At 62.0% G+C, this 24,922-nt stretch carries 20 protein-coding genes and 2 pseudogenes; 18 read left to right on the top strand and 4 right to left on the bottom strand.

Annotated features, from left to right (window positions below; genetic code table 11):
- Positions 1-342 (bottom strand): multiubiquitin domain-containing protein, encoded by a 342-nt coding sequence (locus tag JNC62_RS13315; RefSeq protein ID WP_374839500.1) that lies wholly within the window; start codon positions 340-342, stop codon positions 1-3.
- A 162-nt stretch (positions 343-504) separates the two neighbouring features.
- Here JNC62_RS13315 and JNC62_RS13310 point away from each other — a divergent pair, with 162 nt between their 5' ends.
- The 11 genes from JNC62_RS13310 to JNC62_RS13260 all read left to right on the top strand — a co-directional run bounded on the left by JNC62_RS13310 (position 505) and on the right by JNC62_RS13260 (position 13,305).
- A complete protein-coding gene (locus JNC62_RS13310; RefSeq protein WP_374839499.1) occupies positions 505-900 on the top strand; it encodes a helix-turn-helix domain-containing protein in 396 nt (131 codons plus the stop codon).
- A complete protein-coding gene (locus JNC62_RS13305) occupies positions 887-1,810 on the top strand; it encodes an ImmA/IrrE family metallo-endopeptidase (protein WP_374839498.1) in 924 nt (307 codons plus the stop codon). Before JNC62_RS13310 ends, JNC62_RS13305 begins: the two co-directional genes overlap by 14 nt.
- A gap of 841 nt (positions 1,811-2,651) precedes the next feature.
- A complete protein-coding gene (locus tag JNC62_RS13300) occupies positions 2,652-2,873 on the top strand; it encodes a heavy-metal-associated domain-containing protein (RefSeq protein WP_374839497.1) in 222 nt (73 codons plus the stop codon).
- Between the two features lie 119 nt (positions 2,874-2,992).
- On the top strand, positions 2,993-3,361 hold the full coding sequence (locus JNC62_RS13295; protein WP_374839496.1) for a hypothetical protein: 369 nt from the start codon (positions 2,993-2,995) through the stop codon (positions 3,359-3,361).
- 76 nt (positions 3,362-3,437) lie between these two features.
- Positions 3,438-4,910, top strand: coding sequence for a multicopper oxidase family protein (locus tag JNC62_RS13290; protein ID WP_374839495.1), 1,473 nt, complete (start codon positions 3,438-3,440; stop codon positions 4,908-4,910).
- A 160-nt stretch (positions 4,911-5,070) separates the two neighbouring features.
- Positions 5,071-7,161, top strand: coding sequence for a copper-transporting P-type ATPase (locus JNC62_RS13285; RefSeq protein ID WP_374839592.1), 2,091 nt, complete (start codon positions 5,071-5,073; stop codon positions 7,159-7,161).
- Complete coding sequence (locus tag JNC62_RS13280; protein WP_374839494.1) at positions 7,158-7,355, top strand: DUF2933 domain-containing protein; 198 nt, start codon at positions 7,158-7,160, stop codon at positions 7,353-7,355. The genes JNC62_RS13285 and JNC62_RS13280 overlap by 4 nt, the downstream gene beginning before the upstream one ends.
- Before the next feature lie 449 nt (positions 7,356-7,804).
- Positions 7,805-8,122, top strand: a complete 318-nt coding sequence (locus tag JNC62_RS13275; RefSeq protein WP_374839591.1) for an EF-hand domain-containing protein — start codon at positions 7,805-7,807, stop codon at positions 8,120-8,122.
- A 757-nt stretch (positions 8,123-8,879) separates the two neighbouring features.
- A complete protein-coding gene (locus JNC62_RS13270; protein ID WP_374839493.1) occupies positions 8,880-11,354 on the top strand; it encodes a heavy metal translocating P-type ATPase in 2,475 nt (824 codons plus the stop codon).
- A gap of 55 nt (positions 11,355-11,409) precedes the next feature.
- Positions 11,410-11,859, top strand: coding sequence for a Cu(I)-responsive transcriptional regulator (cueR, locus tag JNC62_RS13265; protein ID WP_374839492.1), 450 nt, complete (start codon positions 11,410-11,412; stop codon positions 11,857-11,859).
- Positions 11,860-12,048: 189 nt separating this feature from the next.
- On the top strand, positions 12,049-13,305 hold the full coding sequence (locus JNC62_RS13260; protein WP_374839491.1) for an adenylate/guanylate cyclase domain-containing protein: 1,257 nt from the start codon (positions 12,049-12,051) through the stop codon (positions 13,303-13,305).
- 69 nt (positions 13,306-13,374) lie between these two features.
- Here the strand turns inward: JNC62_RS13260 and JNC62_RS13255 are convergent.
- Together JNC62_RS13255 and JNC62_RS13250 are read right to left on the bottom strand one after the other, a co-directional pair.
- Positions 13,375-13,467, bottom strand: a pseudogene (locus tag JNC62_RS13255) (IS5/IS1182 family transposase); the annotation flags it as partial.
- 70 nt (positions 13,468-13,537) lie between these two features.
- Complete coding sequence (locus JNC62_RS13250) at positions 13,538-13,732, bottom strand: heavy-metal-associated domain-containing protein (protein WP_374839490.1); 195 nt, start codon at positions 13,730-13,732, stop codon at positions 13,538-13,540.
- 183 nt (positions 13,733-13,915) lie between these two features.
- On the opposite strand from JNC62_RS13250, the gene JNC62_RS13245 reads away from it, so the two are divergent.
- The 7 genes and pseudogenes from JNC62_RS13245 to JNC62_RS13215 form a co-directional block, all read left to right on the top strand.
- Positions 13,916-14,956 (top strand): 2Fe-2S iron-sulfur cluster-binding protein, encoded by a 1,041-nt coding sequence (locus tag JNC62_RS13245; RefSeq protein WP_374839489.1) that lies wholly within the window; start codon positions 13,916-13,918, stop codon positions 14,954-14,956.
- 348 nt (positions 14,957-15,304) lie between these two features.
- Positions 15,305-16,501, top strand: a complete 1,197-nt coding sequence (locus JNC62_RS13240) for an efflux RND transporter periplasmic adaptor subunit (RefSeq protein WP_374839487.1) — start codon at positions 15,305-15,307, stop codon at positions 16,499-16,501.
- Positions 16,498-19,728, top strand: a complete 3,231-nt coding sequence (locus JNC62_RS13235) for an efflux RND transporter permease subunit (RefSeq protein WP_374839485.1) — start codon at positions 16,498-16,500, stop codon at positions 19,726-19,728. Before JNC62_RS13240 ends, JNC62_RS13235 begins: the two co-directional genes overlap by 4 nt.
- A gap of 372 nt (positions 19,729-20,100) precedes the next feature.
- Positions 20,101-20,625: an arsenate reductase (azurin) small subunit gene (locus JNC62_RS13230; RefSeq protein ID WP_374839483.1), complete on the top strand. Its 525-nt coding sequence runs from the start codon at positions 20,101-20,103 to the stop codon at positions 20,623-20,625.
- 12 nt (positions 20,626-20,637) lie between these two features.
- Entirely contained in the window at positions 20,638-23,103 is a 2,466-nt protein-coding gene (locus tag JNC62_RS13225) for an arsenate reductase (azurin) large subunit (protein ID WP_374839481.1), read from the top strand.
- Between the two features lie 110 nt (positions 23,104-23,213).
- A complete protein-coding gene (locus tag JNC62_RS13220) occupies positions 23,214-23,480 on the top strand; it encodes a hypothetical protein (protein ID WP_374839596.1) in 267 nt (88 codons plus the stop codon).
- 183 nt (positions 23,481-23,663) lie between these two features.
- Positions 23,664-24,035: pseudogene (locus JNC62_RS13215) on the top strand (DUF302 domain-containing protein); the annotation flags it as partial.
- Between the two features lie 42 nt (positions 24,036-24,077).
- Here JNC62_RS13215 and JNC62_RS13210 read toward each other — a convergent pair.
- Complete coding sequence (locus tag JNC62_RS13210; RefSeq protein ID WP_374839479.1) at positions 24,078-24,773, bottom strand: VIT1/CCC1 transporter family protein; 696 nt, start codon at positions 24,771-24,773, stop codon at positions 24,078-24,080.
- Positions 24,774-24,922: the final 149 nt, after the last annotated feature.

The following is a 24,922-nucleotide window of genomic DNA, read 5'->3' as shown; positions in this document are numbered from 1 at the left end:
TCAGCCCTCCGTCTGGTCGCGGGGCAGCGCCTTGAACTTTTCCACGCCCCGATGCCGAAGATTGATCTTCTCATCGAGGCCGACCTTCCGCGGCCGCTCGCCCACCATCTTCAGCCGCAGCGTGTAGTTCTCTGCGGGCAACAGCCCGGCAAGGGTCAAGACTTCGCGCCCGGTCAGCTCGGGATCATGCAGAACGAACGCATCGCCGTTCACAAGGACCCGGTATCCCTTGGACAAAGGCGGTCTCCTGCCCGCCTTCGCGTATTCTTCGAGATCGATGATCTCATCGAGGACCTCTTCCACGCCGGAATCGGCCCTCCTGTCTTCTCTAAGTTCGGCCATTGCACATACTCCATTCAGAACCTGATCGGGCGGGATGCCCTCTCACCCAGTATGTAACATAGCATGCTAGGTTTATCAAGCACAAACTTAGCAAGCTTGACCTGAATAGCGAAATCGCGCTAGAATCATAAACGCTACAATGCCTTACAGGAGGATACAGTCATGCTCGCCCCCACTGACGGGAGGAGCTCATCGAAGCCCACCCTCGGTCAGTATCTCGCTTCGATTCGGACCGACCGGAAAATGACGTTGCGTGGAGTAGAGGAGGCCACCAATAAACAGGTGTCGAACGCCTATCTCAGCCAAATCGAGAACGGGAAGATTCAGAAGCCCTCCCCCAATATCCTGCATGCGCTCGCCGAACTCTATGCGATCGATTTTGAGAAGCTCATGGAGATGGCCGGATTTCTCACGTCGTCAACGAAACGCGACGATACCGAGCGGCATGGGCGCGTCGCTACTTTCGCCGAACACAACCTAACTTCCGAGGAAGAAGCAGAGATGCTTCAATATCTGAAATTCATGCGTAGTAGGAAAAAGCCGGGTGACCAAACCTGATGACAGCAGTCTAAACCCCGAGGACCTTCACGCGGTCGAGGAGCGGGCACGGCGGCTCCTCGACCGCGCAAGTGCATGGGACAGGTTCCCCGTGCCGATCGATGATATTCTCGCCGCTGCCAACGTTCAACTCGCGCCGACAAGCCTTTTTGATCCCGCCGCCATACTTGGATACCTGCGCGGCAAGGCCGCCGAAGCTGGCAATCAAATCAAGTCCGCCATTTCAAAGGTGTTTGGCATCTACGATGCCGCCGAGGGCCTGATTCATATCGACGGTACATCTATCAAATCGAATTCGAAAAAGACCTTTCTAACCCTGCATGAGACCGCGCATCACGATCTTCCCGTTCATCGCAAGATGTTTCGCTTCTTCCAGGATTGCGACCAGACGCTTACCCCGGAGATCGCCGATCAGTTCGAACGCGAGGCCAACAATTTTGCGCGTTTTGCACTGTTCAAAGGCGACACTTACGCGCGTCTTGCTGCCGACTGCTCCTTTGACATCAAAACGCCGATCAAGCTTGCCAAAAAATTTGGTGCTTCCAACTACGCATCAGCACGTGAATTCGCGCGCACGCATCACAGGGCTTGCGTAGTCTATATCCTAGAACCGATCGAGTACGTAAACGGACATGGGGCACAGGCCGCCGTTCGAAGGATCGAGCCTTCGCCGTCATTCGTTGCTCAGTTCGGACGGCCTGACGATTCCCACATCACGCTAGACCACGCCCTGGGCGCCGTCCTGCCCTTGGGCCGCAAAATGACAAGCCCGCGAACGCTATCAATTGCGGACCGGAATGGCGCACCACATGAATGCGTCGCTGAGGCGTTTGATACAACGCACAATATCATCATCCTTCTCTATCCGGTCCAAGCGCTTGGCAAGCCGACGATCATCCTGCCCGCTTGAGCAGATACAGGTTAAAGCGGCGCTAGGATTTTGTAGAATTGATGTCAAATACAATCACATACGCGTTCCCAGTTTCATCCTCTTCGGCGCGCCATTTTCCTCATTATTCATCAGTAAAATCAATGAAGCAGCTGATGGCGCTCCATTGGTTCGTCGCTGGGACCGTTGGATTGGGTAACTCGCGCCGATAGGTTTGCCACAAACTGCCCTCGCCCAAAATATTGTCGACTCGAAAGACTGAAGTACTGACTGTGACGAGTCCCCCTCACGGATAGCCGTTCCGCACTCTAGTCGGCCACCTATGGAGAGTGGCCAACATGATCGAAATCGAAATCAGGCCTTTAGAGGATGAGAAGGTGGTTCGACAAACGCCGGGGAAAGCTGCCTGTCCGGGCCAATGTCGAAGAACGGGCCAAAGCGCGGCGCGGCCGGCCAGCCATCAGGTAGGCGTTCACCGACGATAACAGCGGACGAGCATATCAAAGACAGAGGACAAGACGTGTCGCAATTGCCCGGTTGCGCCTGTTCGTCAGCGGGGCAGCACGACGCGCCGGCATCTGGGCCATGGCGACCATGCCGGTCGTACGCTGCAGGGCGGCGGACGTCATCGCGCTTGCAGCCGCGCTGATGCCCACTGGCGCGAGGAAAACTCCGAGCATTGCCAGCACGATCATCAGGCGTCGAAAGGCGAAATCAATGGGCGTTTGGAAGCCAGCATCTGCTGCGACGGACGGATGCACCGCACCACCCGAAACCATCCAAATGTTTTGCCAAGGCCCCCTTGACCTTCCCACAGTGGGAAGCCCCATTCTCGTTCCAACAACCACCAGGAGACTTCCTAATGTTCCATCTCGATATTCCGGACATGACCTGCGGCCACTGTGTTGCGGCCGTGACGAAGGCCGTGAAATCGGTAGATCCTGCGGCGGAGGTCGCTATCGACCTCGAGGCAAAAACGGCATCCATAGACTCCCAGGTCGGAGCCGACAGGTTCGTCGCCGCGATCGCGGAAGCCGGTTACGGGGCCACCTCCAAAAAATCGTGCTGCTGCAAGGGGGGCTGAAGCCGCCATCCACTTGCATGCCCCCGCACCGGGGGATCATAATTTAGATTGATGAAGGTCAAGGCGCGCCAAAGGGGAGCGCCTACTTAGCAGTCAACGCCGAGGTTTGAGCCGAGCTGATGATAAGCCGCAAATGCTTCGTGACATTGTTGAGGTTGGTTCTGGCCGTGCTCATTGCGGGCCTGCTCCTCAACGCGCCGGCACAGGCCATGCCGGCTGATTGCCACACTGCGGACGTGGCCGTTCAGGGCCTTCTCGCGTCGCCACAACAAGCGTCCGTCGACGGAGACCATCACCACGGTAAGACGGTCAAGGACACGCTCTGTTGCGCGAAGTCATGCGCCATCTGTGGTGCCGCCATCCCTTCTCCCGCTTCGTCGGCGTGGAGCAACGAAATCACGCCGTCATATTTTCCCACCGCGCTTGTCGGCCTATCGGGCCAGGATGCGGCTGCCGTCTTCGAGCCGCCTCGATCCAACCTGTCGTGAATGAAACCCGGCCCGAGCCATCTCGGGCCGACACGTCAGCAGGTCGGGCTTCCGACCGAGATCGAGAGATATCAAGATGCACCGCAGACAATTCCTGAAGACGCTGGCCATTGGCGCAGCGGCCCTCGCACCAATCGCAAACTATCCCTGGTCAAGCGCCGCCCGGGCGGCGACCAACAGAACAACCGATCTGTCCATCTCCAAGCGCGTCCTTGAGGTGAACGGGAAAGCCGCGACCGTATTTCAACTTGGCACGGCCGACGGAAAGCCCGGATTGGTTCTCGACGCCGGAGGCGACTTCGACGTCAATTTGTTGAACCATTCGGGCGAAGACACGCTGATCCATTGGCATGGGCTGACGCCTCCGTGGGACATGGACGGCGTGCCTGACAATCCGGCCAAGCTCCTCCCCACCGGCGAAACCCGCCACTACCTCTTCCCGGTTGGTCAGGGAGGCACGCACTGGATGCACGCGCACACGCTGCAGGAGCAAGCCCTGCTGGCGGCCCCGCTTATCGTGCGGACAGCGGCCGACCGTGCGCGTGACGAGCAGGAGGTCGTCATCCTTCTCCACGACTTTTCCTTCAAGACACCGGAGGAACTGCTGACCGGATTGAAGGCCCCCGGTTCCGGCCACGCCATGGCGGGGCACATGGCCGCCGGGCACATGGCGTCGGCGATGCCCGACATGGAGGGGATGCACCAGCAGCACATGCCGGGCATGGCGATGCCGGGCATGCCGGCCATGGACCTCAACGACATCGAGTACGACGCCTACCTTGCCAACGATCGCACGCTGGATGATCCGGAGGTCTTCGCGGTCGAGAAGGGCGGGCGCGTCCGCCTGCGCATCATCAACGGCGCGACCGCGACCGCCTTCACCATCGACACCGGCACCCTCCCAGGCGAACTGATCGCGGTCGATGGGATGGACGTCGTCCCGCTACAAGGAAGCCGCTTCCCAGTTTCAATGGGGCAGCGGCTCGACATCCGCCTGCAGCTTCCGCCAGGTTCCGGGGCTTTCCCCATCCTGGCCCTGCGCGAGGGGGCAAAGGAGCGGACGGGCGTCATCCTCGCGACTGCGGACGCCAGCATCTTCAAGGTCGTTACGATGGCTGCAGAGAGCGGCCCGGTGCTCGATCTGGCGATGGAAGAATCGCTGCAGGCGGAAAACCCGCTGGCGCAACGCGCCGCGGACCGGACGTATGCCCTGACGCTGACCGGAGACATGGCCTCCTATACCTGGGGAATCGGAACCGCAGATGGCCCGATGGAGGTGGCGAGCGGAAACCGCGTAGAATTGGTGATGCGGAACATGTCGATGATGGCGCATCCGATGCACCTGCACGGCCATCATTTCCAGGTGGTGGGCATCAACGGCAAGCGCATCAACGGAGCGGTGCGCGATGCGGTGCTCGTGCCGCCCATGGCGACTGTGGCTGTCCAGTTCGATGCGACAAACCCTGGACACTGGCCGTTCCACTGCCACCACCTCTATCACATGGCGACGGGCATGATGTCGTTCGTAGCCTATCAAAACGCGATCTAGCCGGAGACTTACGATGGCACATGAACACCACACACATGGGCACGAACACTCCGGACAGGATCACCACGGCCATGATCACGACGGACATCGTCCTGGATCGAGCCAGTCCGGCGCGACTTCAACGCAGACCGTGCCGGAAGGCACGGTCTACACCTGCCCCATGCATCCGCAGATCAGGCAGATCGGGCCGGGCAATTGCCCTATCTGCGGCATGGCGCTGGAGCCGGTGATCGCCACGGCCGAGTCGGGACCGAGCGAAGAGTACCTGGACATGCGACGCCGCTTCTGGGTCGGCCTCGTGCTCGGGCTGCCAGTCTTTATCCTAGAGATGGGAGCCCATCTGACAAACCTGCACATGCTGCTGGGTCCGCAGATGTCGAACTGGCTGCAAATGGTTTTGGCTACCCCGGTCGTTCTCTGGGCCGGCTGGCCCTTCTTCCAGAGGGGCTGGCAGTCTCTGGTGACACGCCACCTCAACATGTTCACCCTGATTGCGATGGGTACAGGCGTGGCCTGGCTCTACAGCGTGGTCGCGACCGTGTTTCCGGGGATTTTTCCTGCCACCTTCCGATCGGCAGAAGGCTCCGTTGCCGTCTACTTCGAAGCAGCGGCGGTGATCACGGTCCTCGTGCTACTCGGGCAAGTCCTCGAACTGCGTGCCCGCGAGCAGACGGGCGGAGCGATCCGCGCATTGCTGGATTTGGCTCCCAAGACCGCGCGACGGATCGGCGTGGACGGTTCGGAGGAGGACGTCGGTCTCGACCAAGTGGTCGTCGGTGACCGCCTGCGCGTCCGCCCCGGCGAAAAAGTCCCGGTCGACGGCGTCCTCGTCGAGGGCCGCAGCTCGGTGGACGAGTCGATGATTACCGGTGAATCGATGCCGGTCACCAAGGAGGTCGGCGCGAAGCTGATCGGCGGCACCATGAACCAGACGGGTGCCTTCGTCATGGAGGCGGGCAAGGTCGGACACGACACGATGCTCTCGCAGATCGTGCAGATGGTGGCGGACGCCCAGCGCTCCCGCGCGCCTATCCAGCGCCTCGCCGACGAGGTGTCGGGCTGGTTCGTCCCGCTGGTCATCATCGTTGCAATCGTCTCGTTTGCCGCCTGGATGATGTTCGGACCCGAACCGCGGTTCGCCCATGGGCTGGTGGCAGCCGTTGCCGTGCTCATCATCGCGTGCCCCTGTGCGCTCGGCCTGGCCACCCCCATGTCCATCATGGTCGGCGTCGGGCGCGGCGCTCGTCTCGGCGTGCTGATCAAAAACGCGGAGGCTCTCGAGCGCTTCGAGAAGGTCGACACGATCGTCGTCGACAAGACGGGCACCCTCACCGAGGGGCGGCCCAAGGTCACCGCGATGATTCCGCGTACCGATCTGTCCGAGACCGAGTTCCTTCGCCTGGCGGCAACCCTGGAGAACTCCAGCGAGCACCCGCTGGCGCTCGCGATCGTCAACGCCGCTCGGGAACGCGGCATTCCGATTGGCAGCGCCGAAGGCTTCGACAGCCCGGTCGGCAAGGGCGTCATCGGCATGGTCGACGGCCACGCCCTGATCCTCGGAAGCAACCGGATCATGGCGGAGGAGCGGATCGACGTCTCGTCCATGACGGCCAAGGCGGAAGAACTGCGCAATGACGGTGCGACGGTCATCTTCATGGCCATGGATGGACGCGTTGCAGGGCTGTATGCGATTGCCGACCCGATCAAACCTACGACCCCGGAAGCCGTCAGCGCGCTGGTGGGCGCGGGAATACGCGTCGTCATGCTCACCGGTGACAACGAGACAACCGCTCACGCCGTTGCCCGGCGGCTCGGCATCACCGAGGTCGAAGCCGAGGTCCTTCCCGAAAACAAGAGCAAGATCGTCTCGCGGCTGCGGAGCGAAGGAAAGATCGTCGGCATGGCCGGGGACGGCGTCAACGACGCACCGGCGCTGGCCGCCGCCGATGTGGGCATCGCAATGGGTACCGGAACGGACGTCGCGATAGAAAGCGCCGGTGTGACGCTCCTGAAGGGCGACCTTCAGGGCATCGTGCGGGCCAGACAGCTCAGCCACGCCACCATGGCAAACATCCGCCAAAACCTGTTCTTTGCCTTCATCTACAATGCCCTGGGTGTTCCCGTTGCCGCGGGCGTTCTCTATCCGGCCTTCGGCCTCCTCCTGTCGCCCATCATCGCTGCGGCTGCGATGGCGCTGTCGTCGGTGAGCGTCATCGGCAACTCGCTGAGATTGAGGAGCGTCAAGCTATGACTTCGTCCCGGACCTGGACGCTGATGGTTGCATCCTTGGCCATCATCGTCCTGTTCTTCGTCCTTCGGGAGCATTGGGGACACGCGCTGGGGCTCCTGCCCTACCTGGTGCTGCTGGCGTGTCCCATCATGCACCTCTTCCACAGGCACGGCGGCCACGGCCGTCACCGAGGCACTTCGGACAAAGAAAAATGAGCTACCAGCACTCGGCCGAATCCAAGGGTTCACATCCAGGCGTCGGCCGAGGCGCTCTTCGAGTATCTGGACAATCATCGCCGCGTTGCCGGACGTATGTGGCAACCTTCGATGATGATGCTCGGCGGTCGAATATCGTACGAGTTCGATCAGACCGAGGGTCGGGAAATAGGCGGGCGGATACGCATGACCGGTACGATCCTCGGCATGAGGCTCTGCGTAGAGGAAGCGATCCTCGAGCGGAGGCCACCGTCGCGCAAAGTCTGGGAAACGACAGATAGCCCCCGCCTCCTGATTGTCGGGTCATATCCGATGGGGTTTGACATCGAGGCCATACAGTAGTTCGCCAATCTTCGGGTGCGTACCGACCAATCTGTGGACGCAAAAGGAGCACGCAAATGGCCCCGGGAAAACTGACATGCATGACAGTAGCCGCCATTCTTCTATCGATGGGTCCCGTAACCGTTGTTTCCGCCCAATCAGGAGATGACGACACTCAGAGCCAAGGAACGCAGGCGGGGCAAAGCCAGATGCCTGGAATGGGGATGGGCGGCAGAATGCAGGGAATGAGGGGCGGGATGCCAATGGGACCGATGCGCGGCCAAATGATGAAGATCATGTTCGCTGTAGCGGATACGAATGGCGACGGCGCACTGTCTTTCGAAGAGGTCACCGCAGTCCACAAGCGCATTTTCGACAGCGTGGACGCGAACAAGGACGGCAAGGTGACGCTGGAAGAGATGCAGACCTTTATGCAAGGTCAATGAGCGTCGATGGGGCGGCGGATGCTTGGCTTTCTGATTGCCCGCGACTTGCCCTGCACGCGCCTCAAACCGACGCCTGTCGGGACTCGGCCGCACGCAATGAACTGCGACCTTGATCGCGGTGTTGAAGATTGAAGCTCCAACGACTGCGCCGAGAAAGTAGCCTGCCGTTCGCCAAGACCGGCGTGCAGTGAGGGGGACCAAGACTGCGGCAGATACTGCGAGCACGACCGTCGTGTCGCCAAGCTCGGTGATCCCGATCATGACCGCGTCGGCGACGCTCGTCCTGATGCCCTGCAGCAAACACGGATTTGTCGAATGTTACCAGGGGATCGCCTGTGATGACGTCTTCAGCGATCCCGAAGAACAGCCAGGCTGCTCCAACCAGGATCGCGATCAAAAGAGCGAGGATTGGCAGTTCGTTTTCGGTCGGGCCTAGTAGCCGAAGAACCAATCTGCTGACGAGATTGTCGGCCTGCCTGGCCCGGCCGCGAAGCGCGTCGACGAGAGGGACCGCGCGGACAACCGCGTAGCGTAGCGGCGGCGAAGGTGATCAATAGAACAATCAAGCGCGTTCCAGCCGCCCCCTGAGAGGTCGCTTGCCACTGCCAGATGACGGCGCACCCCCTGCCCCGTCTGCAGGGCAGCCATAGACCTCCGGTCGGCTGCGATACAGCCCACAAAATCTTCGACGCGCCGCTTGACCTTACCAAGCTTGGAAGGATTATCTACTTGTGCAGTTAGTGAAAGGGACAATTCCATGACTGCGCTCAAGAAGACTGAACAAGAACGTTTCGACACCTCCTGGGCCGAGTTCAGCATCGACGGAATGACCTGCGCCTCATGCGTGCGCCGGGTCGAGAAGGCGATCGCTGCAGTGCCGGGGGTCGAGGCCGCTAACGTGAACCTCGCCACCGAACGGGCGACCGTTTCCTACAGCGATCCGTCGGTGGCCGACGCGGTGATCCAGGCGATATCGAAGGCCGGGTATGAACCCCGGGTGGAAACCCGCGAGCTGCATATCGAGGGCATGACCTGCGCGTCATGCGTCCGCCGCGTCGAGAAGGCGCTGTCGGCGGTGCCGGGCGTGCTTCAAGCCAACGTCAATCTCGCGACCGAGAAGGCCACCATCCGTTTCACCGGCGGCGACATCTCCGCGCTCGAGGGCGCGGTCCGCAAGGCCGGATACGAGGTCATCCATCCGCGCGAGGCGGCGGCCGGTCCGGAGCCGGACCGCAAGGTGCAGGAACTGAAAGCGCTTCGCTTGTCGGTCGCCTTCGCGGCGGTGTTCACGCTGCCGCTTTTCGTTCTCGAGATGGGATCGCATCTCGTTCCCGCTATCCACGTCTGGGTCATGGAGACAATCGGCATGGAGGAGAACCGCTATCTGCAGTTCGTCCTCGCCTCGTTGGTGCTGTTCGGGCCCGGCCTGCGCTTCTTCCGGAAAGGCGTGCCAAACCTTCTGCGCTGGACACCGGACATGAACTCGCTGGTCGTGCTCGGTACTTCGGCGGCCTGGGGATATTCGGTCATCGCGACCTTCCTGCCCGAGCTGCTGCCCGAAGGTACCGAAAACGTCTACTACGAAGCGGCCGCCGTCATCGTCACGCTGATCCTTCTCGGCCGCTTCCTTGAGGCGCGCGCCAAGGGCAAGACAAGCCAGGCGATCAAGCATCTCATCGGGCTCCAGCCCAAGACCGCTTTCGTCCAGCGCGGCGGCGAGTTCATCGAGGTCCAAGTCGCTGATGTCCGGCGCGACGACGTCGTCCGTATCCGTCCCGGCGAGAAGGTTCCGGTCGACGGAACCGTCATCGACGGCGAGTCATATGTCGACGAGTCCATGATCACGGGCGAACCCGTTCCTGTGAAAATGGTCGTGGGCTCCGAAGTCGTCGGCGGCACGATCAACAAGACAGGCTCCTTCACCTTCCGTGCCACCAAGATCGGCGGCGACACCCTGCTCGCCCAGATCATCCGGATGGTCGAGGCGGCACAAGGGTCGAAGCTGCCAATCCAGGCATTGGTCGACAAGGTGACAGGTTGGTTCGTGCCAGCTGTCATCGCCGCCGCGGCGATCACGTTCGCAGCGTGGCTTGCCCTCGGTCCGGAGCACGCGCTTACCTATGCGCTAGTGAACGCCGTCGCCGTCTTGATCATTGCCTGCCCATGCGCCATGGGTCTCGCCACACCGACTTCTATCATGGTCGGCACCGGCCGCGCCGCCGAATTCGGCATCCTGTTCCGCAAGGGTGAGGCGCTGCAGAGCCTGCGTGACGTCGACGTCGTGGCACTGGACAAGACGGGCACCCTGACCAAAGGCAGGCCGGAGCTGACCGACTTCGAAATCGCCGAAGGTTTCGAGAAGACCGAGGTCCTCCGCCTGGTCGCAAGCGTGGAGGCGAATTCAGAACATCCAATCGCCGAAGCGATCGTCGCAGGGGCCAAGGACCTGGGCATCGGTGCGTTGGCCGTCACCGGGTTCGAAGCCCAGCCGGGCTTTGGTGTCACCGGAACCGTCGACGGCCGCAAGGTCCTCGTCGGTGCCGACCGGGCGATGACTGCGGCGGGCATCGACGTCTCCGGTTTCACGGCTCGTGCCAAGGAACTTGGCAGCCTTGGCCGCTCGCCGCTCTATGCCGCCGTCGACGGCAGGCTGGCCGCCGTGATCGCCGTCGCCGACCCGATCAAGGAATCGACTTTCGAGGCGATCAAATCCCTCCACGCCCTCGGCTTGAAGGTCGCGATGATCACTGGCGACAACAGTCATACAGCTCGGGCGGTTGCGGCACAGCTGGGCATCGACGAGGTTGTCGCCGAAGTCATGCCGGACGGCAAGGTGGACGCCGTGAAGCGGCTCCGTTCCGGTGGACGCAAGGTGGCCTTCATCGGCGACGGCATCAACGACGCGCCGGCACTGACCGAGGCGGACGTGGGCCTGGCCGTTGGCACGGGTACCGACATCGCGATCGAGAGCGCCGATGTCGTCCTGATGTCAGGCGAGCTGACCGGGGTACCGCGCGCCATCGCGCTCAGCCAGGCGACGATCCGGAACATCAAGCAAAACCTGTTCTGGGCTTTCGCCTACAACGCGGTCCTGATCCCCGTCGCCGCTGGCGTTCTCTATCCTGTCAACGGCGCTCTGCTGTCCCCGGTCCTCGCCGCCGCCGCCATGGGCATGTCGAGCGTCTTCGTGCTCGCGAACGCCCTGAGGCTGCGCACCTTCCGGACGGCTTGAAACCAGTCGCCCGCGCCGATGACGGCGCGGGCCACCACGATCCAAGGAGATGGACATGAACATCGGAGAAGCGAGCAAGGCGACCGGGGTCTCGGCGAAGATGATCCGCTACTATGAGCAGATCGGCTTGATCAAACCCGCGCACCGTACGGACTCGAGCTACCGGACTTACACCGACAACGACGTCCACACGCTGCGCTTCGTGCGTCGGGCGCGGGACCTCGGGTTTTCGGTTGGGCAGATGAAGACATTGCTTGCGCTATGGCGCGACCGCTCGCGGGCAAGCGCCGACGTCAAGGCGATCGCCCTGGAACAGGTGGCCGAACTCGAACGGAAGGCGGCGGCCATTGCCGAGATGACCAGGACCCTCAAGCACCTCGTCAACCACTGCCATGGCGATGAACGCCCAGACTGCCCGATCATCGAGGGCTTCGCCGAAGGCAAGGGAAAGGTCGACGCGACCCCCGCAAAGGAAGGCCGCAAGTTCGGGGTCGCGGCGGTGTGACGGTAACGTCAACTGCGCGATCAGCTTGAAGGTGGAGGTCAACGGCGCGTTGCACGGATCACGGCCCTGGTAGCTCAACGCCGGAGCAACTGCTCCGTACCAGCCGATCCAGGTTCAAGTCCTCGGCAGGACCTCCATTCCCCACCTCCCAGACGATTTGAAGACCAGAACACCGGACAAGGGATAGACATGCCCAACCATTCTGCGCGCCACAGCGCACGTGTTCACACCGCTGATGACGGCTGTTTCCGCATGAGGGTGATCGGCAGCGAGCTTCTGCGTGTGGCCGCCGTCGCGGTCCTCGTCGGCAATTTCGTGATCGGCACCTACCAGAGAAGTCCGGTCCACACGGCGCTCATCGGCGGCTATCTGGCGGTGACGCTGCTGTCGCTTTTCGTTGCCGCCCGGCGTCCGAACGCCGAGTGGCGGCAACCGTTGTTCGTACTCGCCGATGCTGTCGCCATCCTGCTCATGCTCTTCATGCATGCGGGGCAAGGGCCGCTCGATCACGGGCACGCGCTGACGCCGCCTGGCCTGGTTGTCGTCTTCGTCCTGCTCATCAATGCCGCGCTCACATCCGACGCCAGACACGTCGTGCGCTTTTCGTCGATCGTTTTCGTCGGATGGATGTCCATAATCGCGGCCGCCGTCGCCAACACGGGCCTCGGGTTTTCCGAAGCCCTCATCGACGCGGAAGTCCAACGCGAACTCGGCCTTGCGCTCAGCTTCGGTGTCACGGCGCTCGCGGTCTACGTGATCGTGCGCGAGTATGCGGAAACCGCGACCGCCGCCGAGGCGGCTCGGCGGCGCGGGAGCAATCTCGCGCGGTTCTTCTCCCCGACCGTTGTCGATCAGCTCGCGGGTGGCGAGAACCTCCAACTCCAACGTCGGAAAGTCGCCGTCATGTTCGTCGACCTGAGAGGCTTCACAAGTTTCGCAGAGTCCGCGGTTGCCGGGCAACTACGCCACATGCTGTCCGAGTTCCGCGACATCGTGTCCGCTGCCGTGGTTAGGCACGGCGGCGCTGTCGACAAGTTTCTGGGTGACGGGGTCATGGCCGTGTTCGGACATCCCGCTCCACGCGCCGACGACGCCGACCGGGCGCTGGCATGCGCGGTCGAACTCGTCGGCGAACTCGAGCAATGGCGGAAGCGCGAGGAGGCCGCAGGCCGCCCGGCATTGAGGGCGGGCATCGGCCTGCATGCCGGGACCGCAATGGCGGGAGTGCTGGAGGCGGGGTGCCACAGCGAGTACACCGTGCTGGGCGACGTCGTGAATGTCGCGCAGCGGCTGCAGGCCGTCTCTATGTCGGTGGGCGCGACGCTTGTGGTGTCCGAAGAGCTCAAGTCGGCCGCTAAGACGATCGGCACTTTAACGGCTTGGCGGAACGCGAAGGCGGTGACGATCCCGGGGAGAAAGCTGCCGCTAGACATCGCCTATGTTTGATCTGACGAACTCCGCATGGCGGAGCGGATGGCTCGAGTGAAGTCTTCACGCCGTACGATGCGGTCGACGCCTTCGCCGCGACCAGCGGTTCCAGCGACTGTAGGCGGTGGTGGGACCGTAGACCGACGGGCAATCCCGATAGCCAGATTTCAAGACATGAATGTCGTCCGTCCTCCATGGATGTCCTAGCGAGACATCCATGGAGGACGGGTGGGGTCTACCCGTCTGCGGCTCAAGCCGCCTTCGCCGGATAGCCTGCCTCGATCAGAACTTCCTCGATCTCGACCCGGGAGGCCGCCGTTTCGACTTCCACCTTGCGCGTGATCGGGTCAGCCGTGACCTTGGCCTTGGCGTCCAGCGAGAGAATGGCGCTTGTCACCGCCTTGGCGCAGCCGCCGCATGTCATGTCTTCGACGTGAAACTTCATGATGAACTCCTTTTCTGTCTCACGCAAAGCAAGGTGGGGTTTGCCAGCGTGACAAGGTCAAGCCCATGGATCGAGAAAGTCTCTGGGAAGACAAATCCCATGCGTGGGATTGACCTTCCAATGCTGGAAATCCGCATTCTGACTGACGCGACACCCGTCGCCTGAACGAAAGGATGCGATCAGATGAAAAGACTTCAACGCCAATCCAGGCACCCCGAAGGTTTCCTCGTGACTCTCCCGCTGGCGAGGAGCTCGATCCGCGCCGCCCCGGACCAGACCCTGCTTGCCGCAGCGCTCGCCGCCGGCGTGGACTATCCGCACGGCTGCAAGAGCGGGCGCTGTGGCTCCTGCAAGTCCAGGCTTGCGAGCGGATCGGTGACGATGCTCCCGCATTCGAGGTTCTCGCTGACCGACGAGGAGAAGGCGGCCGGGCTGATCCTCGCATGTCGCGCGGTTCCTCAAAGCGACGTGACTGTCATGTGGAGCCGCGGTGACGCGGAAGCCGGGCATCGGCGCAAGCAGGTGGAGGGCATCGTGACATCGGTCTCGTCTGCGACCCATGATATCCTGAAGGTGCATGTCACCTTGGGCGGCGAGGACTTCAGGTTCTCTGCGGGACAGTATGTCAAGCTCACCGTCGGCAAGCGCCTCGTGCGGGACTACTCCATCGCCAGCGTGCCCGGCGGCCGCGAGTTGGAGTTCCATGTGCGCAAGGTGCCGAATGGGTTGGTGTCTTCCCACATCCACGAGGAACTTTGGGTCGGCGACAAGGTCATGGTGGAGGGGCCGTTCGGCGACGCGCATCTGCGGTCTTTGCACACCGGACCCATTCTCGCGGTCGCCGGCGGCTCGGGCCTAGCGCCAATCCGCTCGATCGTGGAGACGGCGCTCTCGTCCGGAATGCGGCAGCCGATCAGGCTCTACTTCGGTGTCAGGGAAGAGCGCGACGCCTATGATGTCGACCTCCTCGATCGGTTGGCCGGCGACCATCCTAATTTCAGCTACCAGGTCGTGACTTCGCGATCTGATAGTGCGCGATTCCGCGTTGGGCACGTCAGCGCCGCGATCGACGCCGACCTTTGCCTTCTCGAAGGCTGGAAGGCCTATGTCGCGGGACCGCCCGCGATGGTCGAAGCGGTGGCAGAGGGGGTCTTCGCGGCCGGATTGGGTACGGACGACTTCCATGCCGACGTGTTCTTCACGCCCGAGGCGATCGCCGACTGATCCCTGGCGCTGGCGAGCGCCGGGCTTCCCTACCCCGGGTTCACGGCTGCCTATCTGGAGCGGCGGTGGTCGCCGCGTCGGGCGCTGCTTCGGCGCTAGTGGTGTTGAGGGGAGCGAAATCGGCTTCCGTCCCCGCAGAGTAGGGAAGTGTTGTGGCGGGCGGATCATTTCGCCGCCACTGCGCAAGCGACAACAGCACCGGGGCAATCTTTCGCCAGCAGCCACTATTCTGGGCATCATCGTGCCGACATTTGCACATCCAAGTTCCAACCAGGAAAACTTTTTTCACCTTGACACCGTTGGAAGGGCATTGACCTTCCCAACGTTGTAACGAGCAAAACTCGGGCCATGATCGACAACAGCCGGAGCATGGCCATGAAAATCCCTCGCCTTCCAGTGATCGCGCTCGGTAGTGCCGCGATCGCGACCTTCGCCTCGCCGCTGATTTGGAGCGACGTCACCCCCTTTGCGGCAGCTTCCTCGCCAACGACGACGCAACCGCAATTGATCTCGGTTCCCGTCGCCGACGTCGTCGTGCGTCGGATGGCTCCAAGCGCACGCTTTACGGGCCACCTGGAAGCTGTGCGCCATGTCGAGATCACTCCGAGGGTAAGTGGGCTCCTGACAGAGGCCACTTTTCGAGAAGGAGGGCGGGTCAGGAAGGGCGATGTCCTCTTCCGCGTTGACCCGGAAGCCTTCGTAGTGAAGGTGGACGCCGCCCGCGCCGCTGTCGAACGGGCGCTGTCATTGGCCGAACAGGCCGAGGTCGACCTTGTTCGCGCAGCCTCCCTCTCTGGAAGCGGGGCGATCAGCAAAAAGGCGCGCGAAGACGCCGCGGCTCTCCAGCGCAGCCGCAAAGCGGAGCTTGCGGCGGCGAGGGCCGCGCTCCGGCAGGCTGAGCTCGAACTACAGTGGACCGAAATCCGCTCTCCGATCGACGGCGTCGCCGACCGCATGTTCATCGAGCCGGGAAACCAGGTGGCGGCCGGGCCGGGCAGCGTTCTGACGAAGGTTATGGGCGTAGACCAACTGCACGTGACCTTCCATATCGATGAAAGCACTTTCCTGCGCCTGTCGGCGACGAACCTCGCAGGGTTGACCGCAACAATCGAAGTCGCCGCCGCCGCGGAGGCCCACCCCATCGCCGCCAAGCTGGATTTCGGTTCCGCCGAAGTGGACCGGTCGACCGGAACGCTCCGTGTCCGCGCGGTGGTCGATAACCCCGACGGAAAACTCAAGCCGGGAATGTTCGTGCGTGTCCAATTGCCACTCGAGCCGCCGGCCGAAACGGTTCTGGTGAGCGAGTCAGCGATCGGCACGGCACCGGGCGGTCGGTACGTCCTCTCGCTCGACGAGAAGAACACGGTGTCTATGAGGTCTATTCGGGTCGGCGCTTCGGAAGGCGACCTGCGGGTGGTCGAACACGGATTGTCCCCCAGCGACCGCGTCATCCTCAAGGGCCTCGTCCGCCCCGGCATGACAGTCGACCCCAGGCTTGTATCGATGCCCGGAGATCGGCTTCCGACGGTGGAGGGCGCACTATGAGTTTCCCCCGCTTCTTCATTGATCGTCCCATTTTCGCGATAGTGTTGTCGGTCCTGATCGTCATCGCAGGAGCGCTTTCGTTCTTCCGTCTACCGCTGTCGGAGTATCCCGCCGTCACGCCCCCGACCGTCCAGGTAATGGCTTCCTACCCGGGTGCCAATCCCAAGACGCTCGCCGAAACCGTGGCCGCGCCGATCGAACAGGCGATCATGGGTGTCGAAGGAATGCTTTACATGTCTTCGCAGACGGCGACCGACGGCCGAATGACCACCACGGTCACATTCGCTCACGGTGTCGACCCCGAGGCTGCGCAGGTCAGGGTGCAGAACCGCGTTCAACGCGCCCTGCCCCGGCTTCCCGCGGAGGTTCAGCGCATGGGCGTCATCACACAGAAGACCTCGCCAGATATCCTGATGGTCGTCCATCTGGTCTCCGACCAGAAGACGAAGGACGCACTCGCTCTGTCCAACTATGCGATTCTGAACGTGCGCGACGAGCTGGCCCGGATTCAAGGAGTCGGCGATGTGATGGTATGGGGAGCGGGCGAATACGCGATGCGAGTCTGGACCGACCCGGCAAAGCTGGCGGCGCGCGGGCTGACCGCAAGCGACGTCATCGCCGCTCTTCGGGACCAGAACCTCGAGGCCGCGCTCGGGAACCTCGGCCAGTCGCCGGGCGGCACGGCCGCCTTCGAAGTCGCGCTTGGCACACAGGGGCGTCTGGAGACCGCCGAAGAGTTCGCACGGATCGTGGTCCGCGCCGGGGCCGAGGGCGAACTCGTCCGCCTTGGCGACGTTGCGCGCGTCGAACTCGGGGCAGACAGTTACTCGCTCCGTGGCTCCCTCAACGGCAACCCGGCCGCCGCATTGCAGATATTGCAGGCCCCCGGTGCGAACGCGCTCGATGTTGCCGCCGCCGTCAGGTCCAGGATGGCCGAACTGGGCCGAAGGTTTCCCGAGGACATTCAGTACCGCATCGCCTATGACCCAACCGTCTTTGTCGAGGCATCGCTCGCGTCGGTGATCGTCACCCTGTTCGAGGCAATGGTGCTGGTGGTGCTCGTCGTCATCGTGTTCCTGCAGAGCTGGAGGGCATCACTGATACCGCTGGCCGCGGTCGTGGTCTCGCTGGTCGGCACCTTCGCGGTCTTGCTCGGGCTCGGCTTTTCGCTCAACACTCTTTCGCTCTTCGGCCTCGTCCTATCGATCGGCATCGTGGTCGACGACGCGATCGTGGTGGTCGAGAACGTCGAACGCCATATCGCGCTGGGAAAGACTCCGCTCGCAGCCGCCCGGGACGCCATGGATGAAGTCACGGGCCCTGTGATCGCGATCACCAGCGTTCTCGCCGCAGTCTTCGTGCCGGCGGCATTTCTTCCGGGCCTCCAGGGCGAGTTTTATCGGCAGTTCGCCGTTACCATCGCCGTCTCTACGATTCTTTCCGCGATCAACTCGCTGACGCTCTCACCCGCGCTGTCGGCGATGCTGCTCAAGGCGCACGGCGACCGGCGCGATCATGTGCAACGCGCCATCGACTGGTTGTTCGGATGGTTTTTCCGGCGATTCAATCGCGTCTTCGACCGCGCAGCTACGGGATACGCCAGCACAACCCGCCTCGTCGTCCGGCGCGGCGTTGTCGCCGCAGTCGCCTACGTTGTCGTGCTTGGCCTGACAGGTTGGGGACTCATGTCCACGCCGACTGGATTCGTTCCGCCGCAAGACAAATACTACCTCGTCGGCATCGCGCAGCTTCCCGCTGGCTCCTCGCTCGACAGGACTGACGATGTTGTCACCAAGATGACCAGTATGATGCTCGATGAGCCGGGCGTCTCGGATGTGGTCGCTTTCCCCGGCGTTTCGATCAACGGGTTCGCGAACCTGCCAAACGCAGCGGTGGTCTTCGCGATCCTCGATCCCTTCGAAGTCCGCCGAGACCCCTCCATGCGTGCCGACGCGATTGCTGGACGGCTCTGGGGCAAGCTCGCTGTTATCCAAGACGGCTTCGTCGGCGTCTTTCCGCCACCACCGGTGCCAGGTCTGGGAGCTACGGGCGGCTTCAAGCTGCATATCCTCGATACCGCTAATGCCGGCCCCGAGGCGCTCGCGGAGGTCACCAGCCGAGTCATCGGGGCCGCGACGGCGCGCTCCGAACTTTCGGGCATCATGGGTAGCTACGACATCAACGCTCCCCGGATCGAAGTCCGGGTGGATCGGGACAAAGCGCTCGCGATGGGAGTTCCTCTGTCATCGGTGTTCGAGGCCATGCGTGCGAACCTTGGCACCGCATACGTCAACGATTTCAACGCATACGGGCGGACCTACAAAGTGTTGCTTCAAGCCCGGGCTCCGTTTCGGCAGACTGAAGATGCGCTGTCGGACCTGTATGTGCGGAACCGGGACGGCGCAACGGTTCCTCTGTCCACCCTCGTCGAACTCGTTCACACCAACGGACCAGACCGGGTGATGCACTACAACGGGTTTCCCTCAGCTGACGTCTCCGGCGGACCGGCTCGCGGATATTCGTCGGGACAGGCGACCGCTGCAATGGAGGCGGTCTTGTCCGAAACTCTACTGCCGGGCTTCGACTGGGAGTGGACCGAACTCGCCTATCAAGAGAAGCTGGCCGGAAACGCGGCTCTGATAGTGTTCCCGCTTTCGGTGCTGCTGGCGTTCCTGTTCCTCGCCGCCCAATACAACAGCTGGTCGATTCCGCTCTCTGTCATGCTGATCGCACCTCTTTCCATTACGGGAGCATTGGGCGCTGTCTGGCTTGTGGGAGGAGACAACAACGTGTTCACCCAGATCGGCTTCGTGGTGCTGGTGGGCCTCGCGGCCAAGAATGCCATCCTCATCGTCGAATTCGCGCGAGACAGGGAGAAGCACGGTATCGCGCCCCTTGAGGCAGTGGTCGAGGCCGCAAAGTTGCGTCTACGACCTATCCTGATGACGTCGGTTGCCTTCATAGCGGGCGTGGTGCCTCTGGTTCTGGCGACGGGTGCGGGAGCGGAGATGCGGAGCGCAATGGGGATCGCAGTGTTCGGCGGCATGATCGGCGTGACGCTTTTCGGCCTTGTGTTGACGCCCGCGTTCTACGTCTTCGTCCGCCGCATGTCATCGACTGCAGCGGCAGGCACGCCAACCGCTTCCTTGGGTCGAATAGAGCCGATAGGTCATTTAGAAGCCCGCAGTATCGGTCTGCAGTCTAACCATGAAGATATCCATCATTGACCACGAGAGGAATCGCCGTTGACCGGGCCGTCAGCTTTTCCGAAATGGAGGCCAGAGTTTACCTGGCTCCCATTTCGCTCGGAAAGTGGGCTCGGCCGCGATCCTTGCGCGTGTCCGACAACGGCTAGCGTCGCGTTCTTCATGGAATCTCCTGCAAGCACCGCCTCTTCAGTTGCCGAGCGGCGCGGCGGTGACAAGTCAACATATTTCGACTATCCTTCATGTCGGGCACTCCAGACATAACGAATTATAGACAAAGTGTCTGATTATCCGCGTGACACTTTGGTCAGCGACGGAAATTGGAATTGAGTCGTTGATCCAGAAAGGTGTCGCTCCGGCCCGTCAGACCAAGGTCAGCGGGAGGAGAGATCGATGCACAGATGTAGAGCGATGGTCGATATCGGCCGCCGTCAATTCCTGCGCGGGAGCGCTCTGGTAGCCGCCAGCGCGACGGTTGCCGCTGCTGGAGCCGCGCCTCGGGCTGAGGCGGCAACGTCCCCCGCGAGGGTCGAGTATCCGTCGAACCGTCTTGCCAATGTCTCCGAACTCAAGCTGAACGAGCCATTGGAGGTAACCTATCCGGACGCTGGCGCTCCGGGAGTTCTTCTCAAGTTAGGGACACGGGTTGAGGGCGGGGCCGGTCTCGACGGCGACATCGTCGGGTTTTCAACGATCTGTCCGCACAAGGGTTTCCCCCTTACCTATTCGGCCGCCAGCAAGACCTTCAACTGTCCCGGGCACTACTCCGTGTTCGATCCCGAGAAGGGAGGCCAGCAGGTCTGGGGCCAGGCCACGCAGAACCTGCCGCAGTACGCCCTCCGGATTGCCGACAATGGAGACATCTTCGCCGAGGGCGTCGACGAACTGATCTACGGCCGCCTTTCGAACGTGCTCTGAGGGAGGAGGACGATGGCCTACAAACGCAACATCGACCGTCTGCCGATCATTCCCGCGGACGCAAAGCATCACAACGTCACCTGCCAGTTCTGCATCGTCGGTTGCGGCTATCACGCCTATACCTGGCCAGTGAACAAACAGGGCGGCACGGAACCTAACAGGAACATTTTCGGCGTCGACCTCTCGAAGCAGCAACAGGCCGAAACCGTCGCCTGGTATGCGCCCTCGATGTACAACATCGTCAAGCAGAACGGCGAGGACGTCCACATCGTCATCATGCCAGATCGCGAATGTAGCGTTAACTCGGGATTAGGCTCGGTCCGCGGCGCGCGCATGGCGGAGATGAGCTACTCGGAAGCCCGCAACACCCAGCAGCAGCGGCTCACCGATCCGCTCGTGTGGCGCTACGGCCAGATGCAGCCGACCAGCTGGGAGGATGCGCTCGATCTCGTCGCCCGCGTGACCGCAGCCGTCATTACAGAAAAGGGCGAGGATGCGCTCTTCGTCTCCGCCTACGACCACGGCGGTGCTGGCGGCGGCTACGAGAACACCTGGGGTACGGGCAAGCTGTACTTCGAGGCGATGAAGATCAAGAACATCCGCATCCACAACCGCCCCGCATACAACTCCGAGGTTCACGCGACCCGCGACATGGGCGTCGGCGAACTGAACAACTGCTACGAGGATGCGGAACTCGCCGACACGATCTTCTGCGTCGGTGCCAATCCACTCGAAACCCAGACGAACTACTTCCTGAACCACTGGGTTCCGAACATGCGCGGCACCACGGCCGGCAAGAAGAGCGAGCAGTTGCCTGGCGAGGAACATCCTCCCGTCAGAATCGTCTTCGTCGATCCGCGGCGCACCGTCAGCATAAATGCATGCGAGGCGGAAGTCGGCCCGGACAACGTGCTGCACCTCGCGATCAACTCGGGCACGGACCTCGCGTTGTTCAATGCGATCTTCACGCACGTTGTCGAAAGGGGCTGGACCGACAAGGCCTTCATCGACACCAGCACGACAGGATTCGAGGACGCCGTCAATGGCAACAGGATGACACTCGAAGAGGCGTCGAACATCTGCGGGGTGCCCGCGGCTGACATCGAAAAGGCGGCTCAATGGATCGCCGAACCGAAGTCGGACGGCAAGCGCCGCCGAACGATGATGCCCTACGAGAAGGGTCTGATCTGGGGCAACGACAACTACCGCACCAACGCGGCGCTTGTGAACATAGCGTTGGCGACCGGAAACATAGGCCGTCCGGGCGGTGGCTGCGTGCGCCTCGGCGGCCATCAGGAAGGCTACGCGCGCCCGTCCGACGCGCATGTCGGCAAGCCTGCCCCCTATGTCGACCAGTTGCTGATCGGCGGACAGGGAGCTGTGCATCACATCTGGGGATGCGACCATTACAAGACGACCTTGAACGCCCTTGAGTTCAAGAAAGTCTACAAGAAGCGGACGGACATCGTGAAGGACGCGATGAGCGCCGCGCCCTACGGCGACCGGGACGCGATGGTCAAGGCGATCGTCGATGGGATCAACCAAGGTGGTCTTTTCGCGGTCAATGTGGACATCATCCCAACCAAGATCGGCCAGGCCTGCCACGTCATCCTTCCCGCCGCGACGTCGGGCGAAATGAACCTGACGTCAATGAATGGCGAACGTCGGATGCGCCTCACCGAGCGCTACATGGACCCGCCCGGCCAAGCGATGGCGGACTGCCTGATCGCGGCCAGGCTCGCGAACCACATGGAGCGCGTGCTGCGCGACATGGGCGACGCGGACTACGCCGACAAGTTCAAGGGCTTCGACTGGAAGACCGAGGAAGACGCCTTCATGGACGGATACCACAAGGTCGCCAAAGGCGGCGAGTTCGTCACCTACGAGCGTCTGCGGGAAGCAGGCAACAACGGTGTCCAGGAGCCCGCCACGGGCTACGAGAGCGGGAAACTGGTAGGCACTAAGAGGCTTTACGAGGACGGGAAGTTTGGCACGGAAGACGGCAGGGCCAAGTTCATGGTGTCGGAGTGGCGCGGTCTCCAAGCACCGGGCAAGCAGGCTCAGAAGGACAAGTACAAGTACCTGATCAACAATGGTCGCACGAACCACGTCTGGCAGTCGGCCTATCTCGACCAGGAGAACGACTTCGTCATGGACCGTTGGCCCTACCCGTTCATCCAGATGAACCCGCAGGACATGACCAATGCCGGTTTGAACGAGGGCGACCTTGTCGAAATCTTCAATGATGCCGGCGCGACGCAGGCGATGGTCTATCCGACGCCGACGGCGCGCCGCGGCGAGACCTTCATGATGTTCGGCTACCCGACGGGCGTGCAGGGCAACGTCGTCAATTCAGGCACGAACGAGCTGATCCTGCCTAACTACAAGCAGACATGGGCCGACATCCGCAAGATCGCGGATGCCCCGCAAAGCGTCGCTCATCTCACCTTCAAGTCTCCGGAATACAAGTCAGCTTGACCTCGGGGGCGGCTCGACCGCCCTCCCATCCTTCCACGAAATCCCTGTTGCCTCTTCAGGCGCGCAAGCCGAGGCCTTGATGTCCGGACGAAGGCGCTCAACGACCAAGCATGGATGAAGACTTCAACGCCATATTGGAAAGGTCCGATAAAGTTCGAAGGGCCGAGCAGTTGCTGACCGATGACTTCCTGGGTCGTCTGGTCAGCTGGCGACCCGACGACATCGCCTGCTCAATGAGCCGGTCGGGAAACGTCTGGGACAACGCTGCGATGGAGAGCTTCTTTTCATCGCTCAAGACCGAGCGGACAGCCCGCAAGGTCTACGGGACGAGGGATGACGCCAGGGCAGATCCCCTCGGCGAAGCTAGGCTAGCTTAACCCCGTGTCCGAAAACCGGCAGCAGGCCATCCCTCGGAATTTCCCAATAAGGTCAATGAGCACCTTCCCAACCGCCAGATGGCCGATCTACCGGCAGGGGTCTATACTTTCGATTTGAATTGGCCGCGGTCGTAGACCCATGCTGCCGTTGACCGGTTTTCAGCTGACGGATGGAGACTGAAAATGTCCTACACTTTGGATCGGACGCTTTCCAACATTAGCTTCCAGGCTGCCGTGGAACGGACGAAGGCCGCGCTATCGAAACATGGCTTCGGGGTGCTGACGGAGATCGACGTGAAAGCCACGATGAAGACTAAGATCGATGCCGACGTCGCGGACTACCTGATCCTAGGTGCCTGCAACCCTCGCATGGCTTTCGAAGCAATGAAGCTCGAACCGAAGGTCGGTGCGATGTTGCCCTGCAATGTGATCGTGAGATCGGTCGAAGCTGGCAATGTGGTGGTAAGCGCAATCGATCCGGTTGCATCCATGCAGGCCATCGACAATGCAACGCTGAAAGGGCTGGCGGGCAATGTGCGGTCGATGCTTGCGGAGGGTGATTGCCGAGATCTGAACGTCGCAAACCTATCAAGCCAATCAGACGACCGTGCCGACCAGCGCGCCGATCCCGGCCGTCAGTGACATCGCCAGCGCACCCCAGAACGTGACGCGTGCGGTCGCCTTGATCACGTTTGCGCCACCGGCCCTAGCCCCGACGGCACCGAGGATCGCGAGAAAGATGAGCGAGGCGATGGCGACAGCATAAACAAGAATGGACGCTGGGGAGAGCACTACCATCAGTAGGGGCAGAGCGGCACCCACCGCAAAAGTCACCGCCGAAGTGAGCGCCGCTTCGACGGGGCGCGCCGAAAGATGCTCGACGATGCCGAGTTCATCTCGCGCATGGGTATCGAGAACATTGTGGGCAGTCAGTTGCACCGCCACCTGCCGCGCCAGATCATGCGTCAGGCCACGGCCCACATAAATCTCGGTCAGTTCATCAAGTTCCGCTTCCGGCTGTGTTGCGAGTTCCCGGCGCTCACGGGCGAGGTCGGCCGCCTCGGTATCGGACTGTGAGCTGACCGACACATATTCCCCGGCCGCCATGGACATCGCGCCGGCCACGAGGCCTGCAACGCCCGCCACCAAAATCTCCGAGGTTCCGGCCGAGGCCGAGGCCACACCCATGATCAGGCTCGCCGTCGAGACGATGCCATCATTGGCTCCGAGTACCGCGGCCCGGAGCCAGCCGATACGGGAGACGAGATGGCTCTCGGAATGCAACCTGCTCATGAATTCGCTCCCCGCGTCTGCGCGGTCGAGTTTTTGATCGGCAAAAAGCTCCAGTTATTCAACGAATTTGTCAATTGCAATCACCGGGTGAGAACCAAATTCATCAGCTGCGGCAGACCGGGACATCATGCGGCGAACGTATCGGTTGT

Source organism: Mycoplana ramosa (assembly GCF_041930185.1).
Lineage (GTDB): Bacteria > Pseudomonadota > Alphaproteobacteria > Rhizobiales > Rhizobiaceae > Mycoplana > Mycoplana ramosa.
This window is presented reverse-complemented; position numbering and strand designations above follow the sequence as displayed.

Bases quoted from the DNA above. Each gene is read 5' to 3' on its own strand.
- JNC62_RS13280 (WP_374839494.1), top strand. From the start codon at position 7,158: ATGACTTCGTCCCGGACCTGGACGCTGATGGTTGCATCCTTGGCCATC.
- JNC62_RS13240 (WP_374839487.1), top strand. From the start codon at position 15,305: ATGATCGACAACAGCCGGAGCATGGCCATGAAAATCCCTCGCCTTCCA.
- JNC62_RS13270 (WP_374839493.1), top strand. From the start codon at position 8,880: ATGACTGCGCTCAAGAAGACTGAACAAGAACGTTTCGACACCTCCTGG.
- JNC62_RS13245 (WP_374839489.1), top strand. From the start codon at position 13,916: ATGAAAAGACTTCAACGCCAATCCAGGCACCCCGAAGGTTTCCTCGTG.
- JNC62_RS13210 (WP_374839479.1), bottom strand. From the start codon at position 24,773: ATGAGCAGGTTGCATTCCGAGAGCCATCTCGTCTCCCGTATCGGCTGG.
- JNC62_RS13235 (WP_374839485.1), top strand. From the start codon at position 16,498: ATGAGTTTCCCCCGCTTCTTCATTGATCGTCCCATTTTCGCGATAGTG.
- JNC62_RS13230 (WP_374839483.1), top strand. From the start codon at position 20,101: ATGCACAGATGTAGAGCGATGGTCGATATCGGCCGCCGTCAATTCCTG.
- JNC62_RS13285 (WP_374839592.1), top strand. From the start codon at position 5,071: ATGCATCCGCAGATCAGGCAGATCGGGCCGGGCAATTGCCCTATCTGC.
- JNC62_RS13260 (WP_374839491.1), top strand. From the start codon at position 12,049: ATGCCCAACCATTCTGCGCGCCACAGCGCACGTGTTCACACCGCTGAT.
- JNC62_RS13290 (WP_374839495.1), top strand. From the start codon at position 3,438: ATGCACCGCAGACAATTCCTGAAGACGCTGGCCATTGGCGCAGCGGCC.
- JNC62_RS13220 (WP_374839596.1), top strand. From the start codon at position 23,214: ATGGATGAAGACTTCAACGCCATATTGGAAAGGTCCGATAAAGTTCGA.
- JNC62_RS13300 (WP_374839497.1), top strand. From the start codon at position 2,652: ATGTTCCATCTCGATATTCCGGACATGACCTGCGGCCACTGTGTTGCG.
- JNC62_RS13295 (WP_374839496.1), top strand. From the start codon at position 2,993: ATGATAAGCCGCAAATGCTTCGTGACATTGTTGAGGTTGGTTCTGGCC.
- JNC62_RS13225 (WP_374839481.1), top strand. From the start codon at position 20,638: ATGGCCTACAAACGCAACATCGACCGTCTGCCGATCATTCCCGCGGAC.
- JNC62_RS13315 (WP_374839500.1), bottom strand. From the start codon at position 342: ATGGCCGAACTTAGAGAAGACAGGAGGGCCGATTCCGGCGTGGAAGAG.
- JNC62_RS13250 (WP_374839490.1), bottom strand. From the start codon at position 13,732: ATGAAGTTTCACGTCGAAGACATGACATGCGGCGGCTGCGCCAAGGCG.
- JNC62_RS13310 (WP_374839499.1), top strand. From the start codon at position 505: ATGCTCGCCCCCACTGACGGGAGGAGCTCATCGAAGCCCACCCTCGGT.
- JNC62_RS13275 (WP_374839591.1), top strand. From the start codon at position 7,805: ATGGGTCCCGTAACCGTTGTTTCCGCCCAATCAGGAGATGACGACACT.
- cueR (WP_374839492.1), top strand. From the start codon at position 11,410: ATGAACATCGGAGAAGCGAGCAAGGCGACCGGGGTCTCGGCGAAGATG.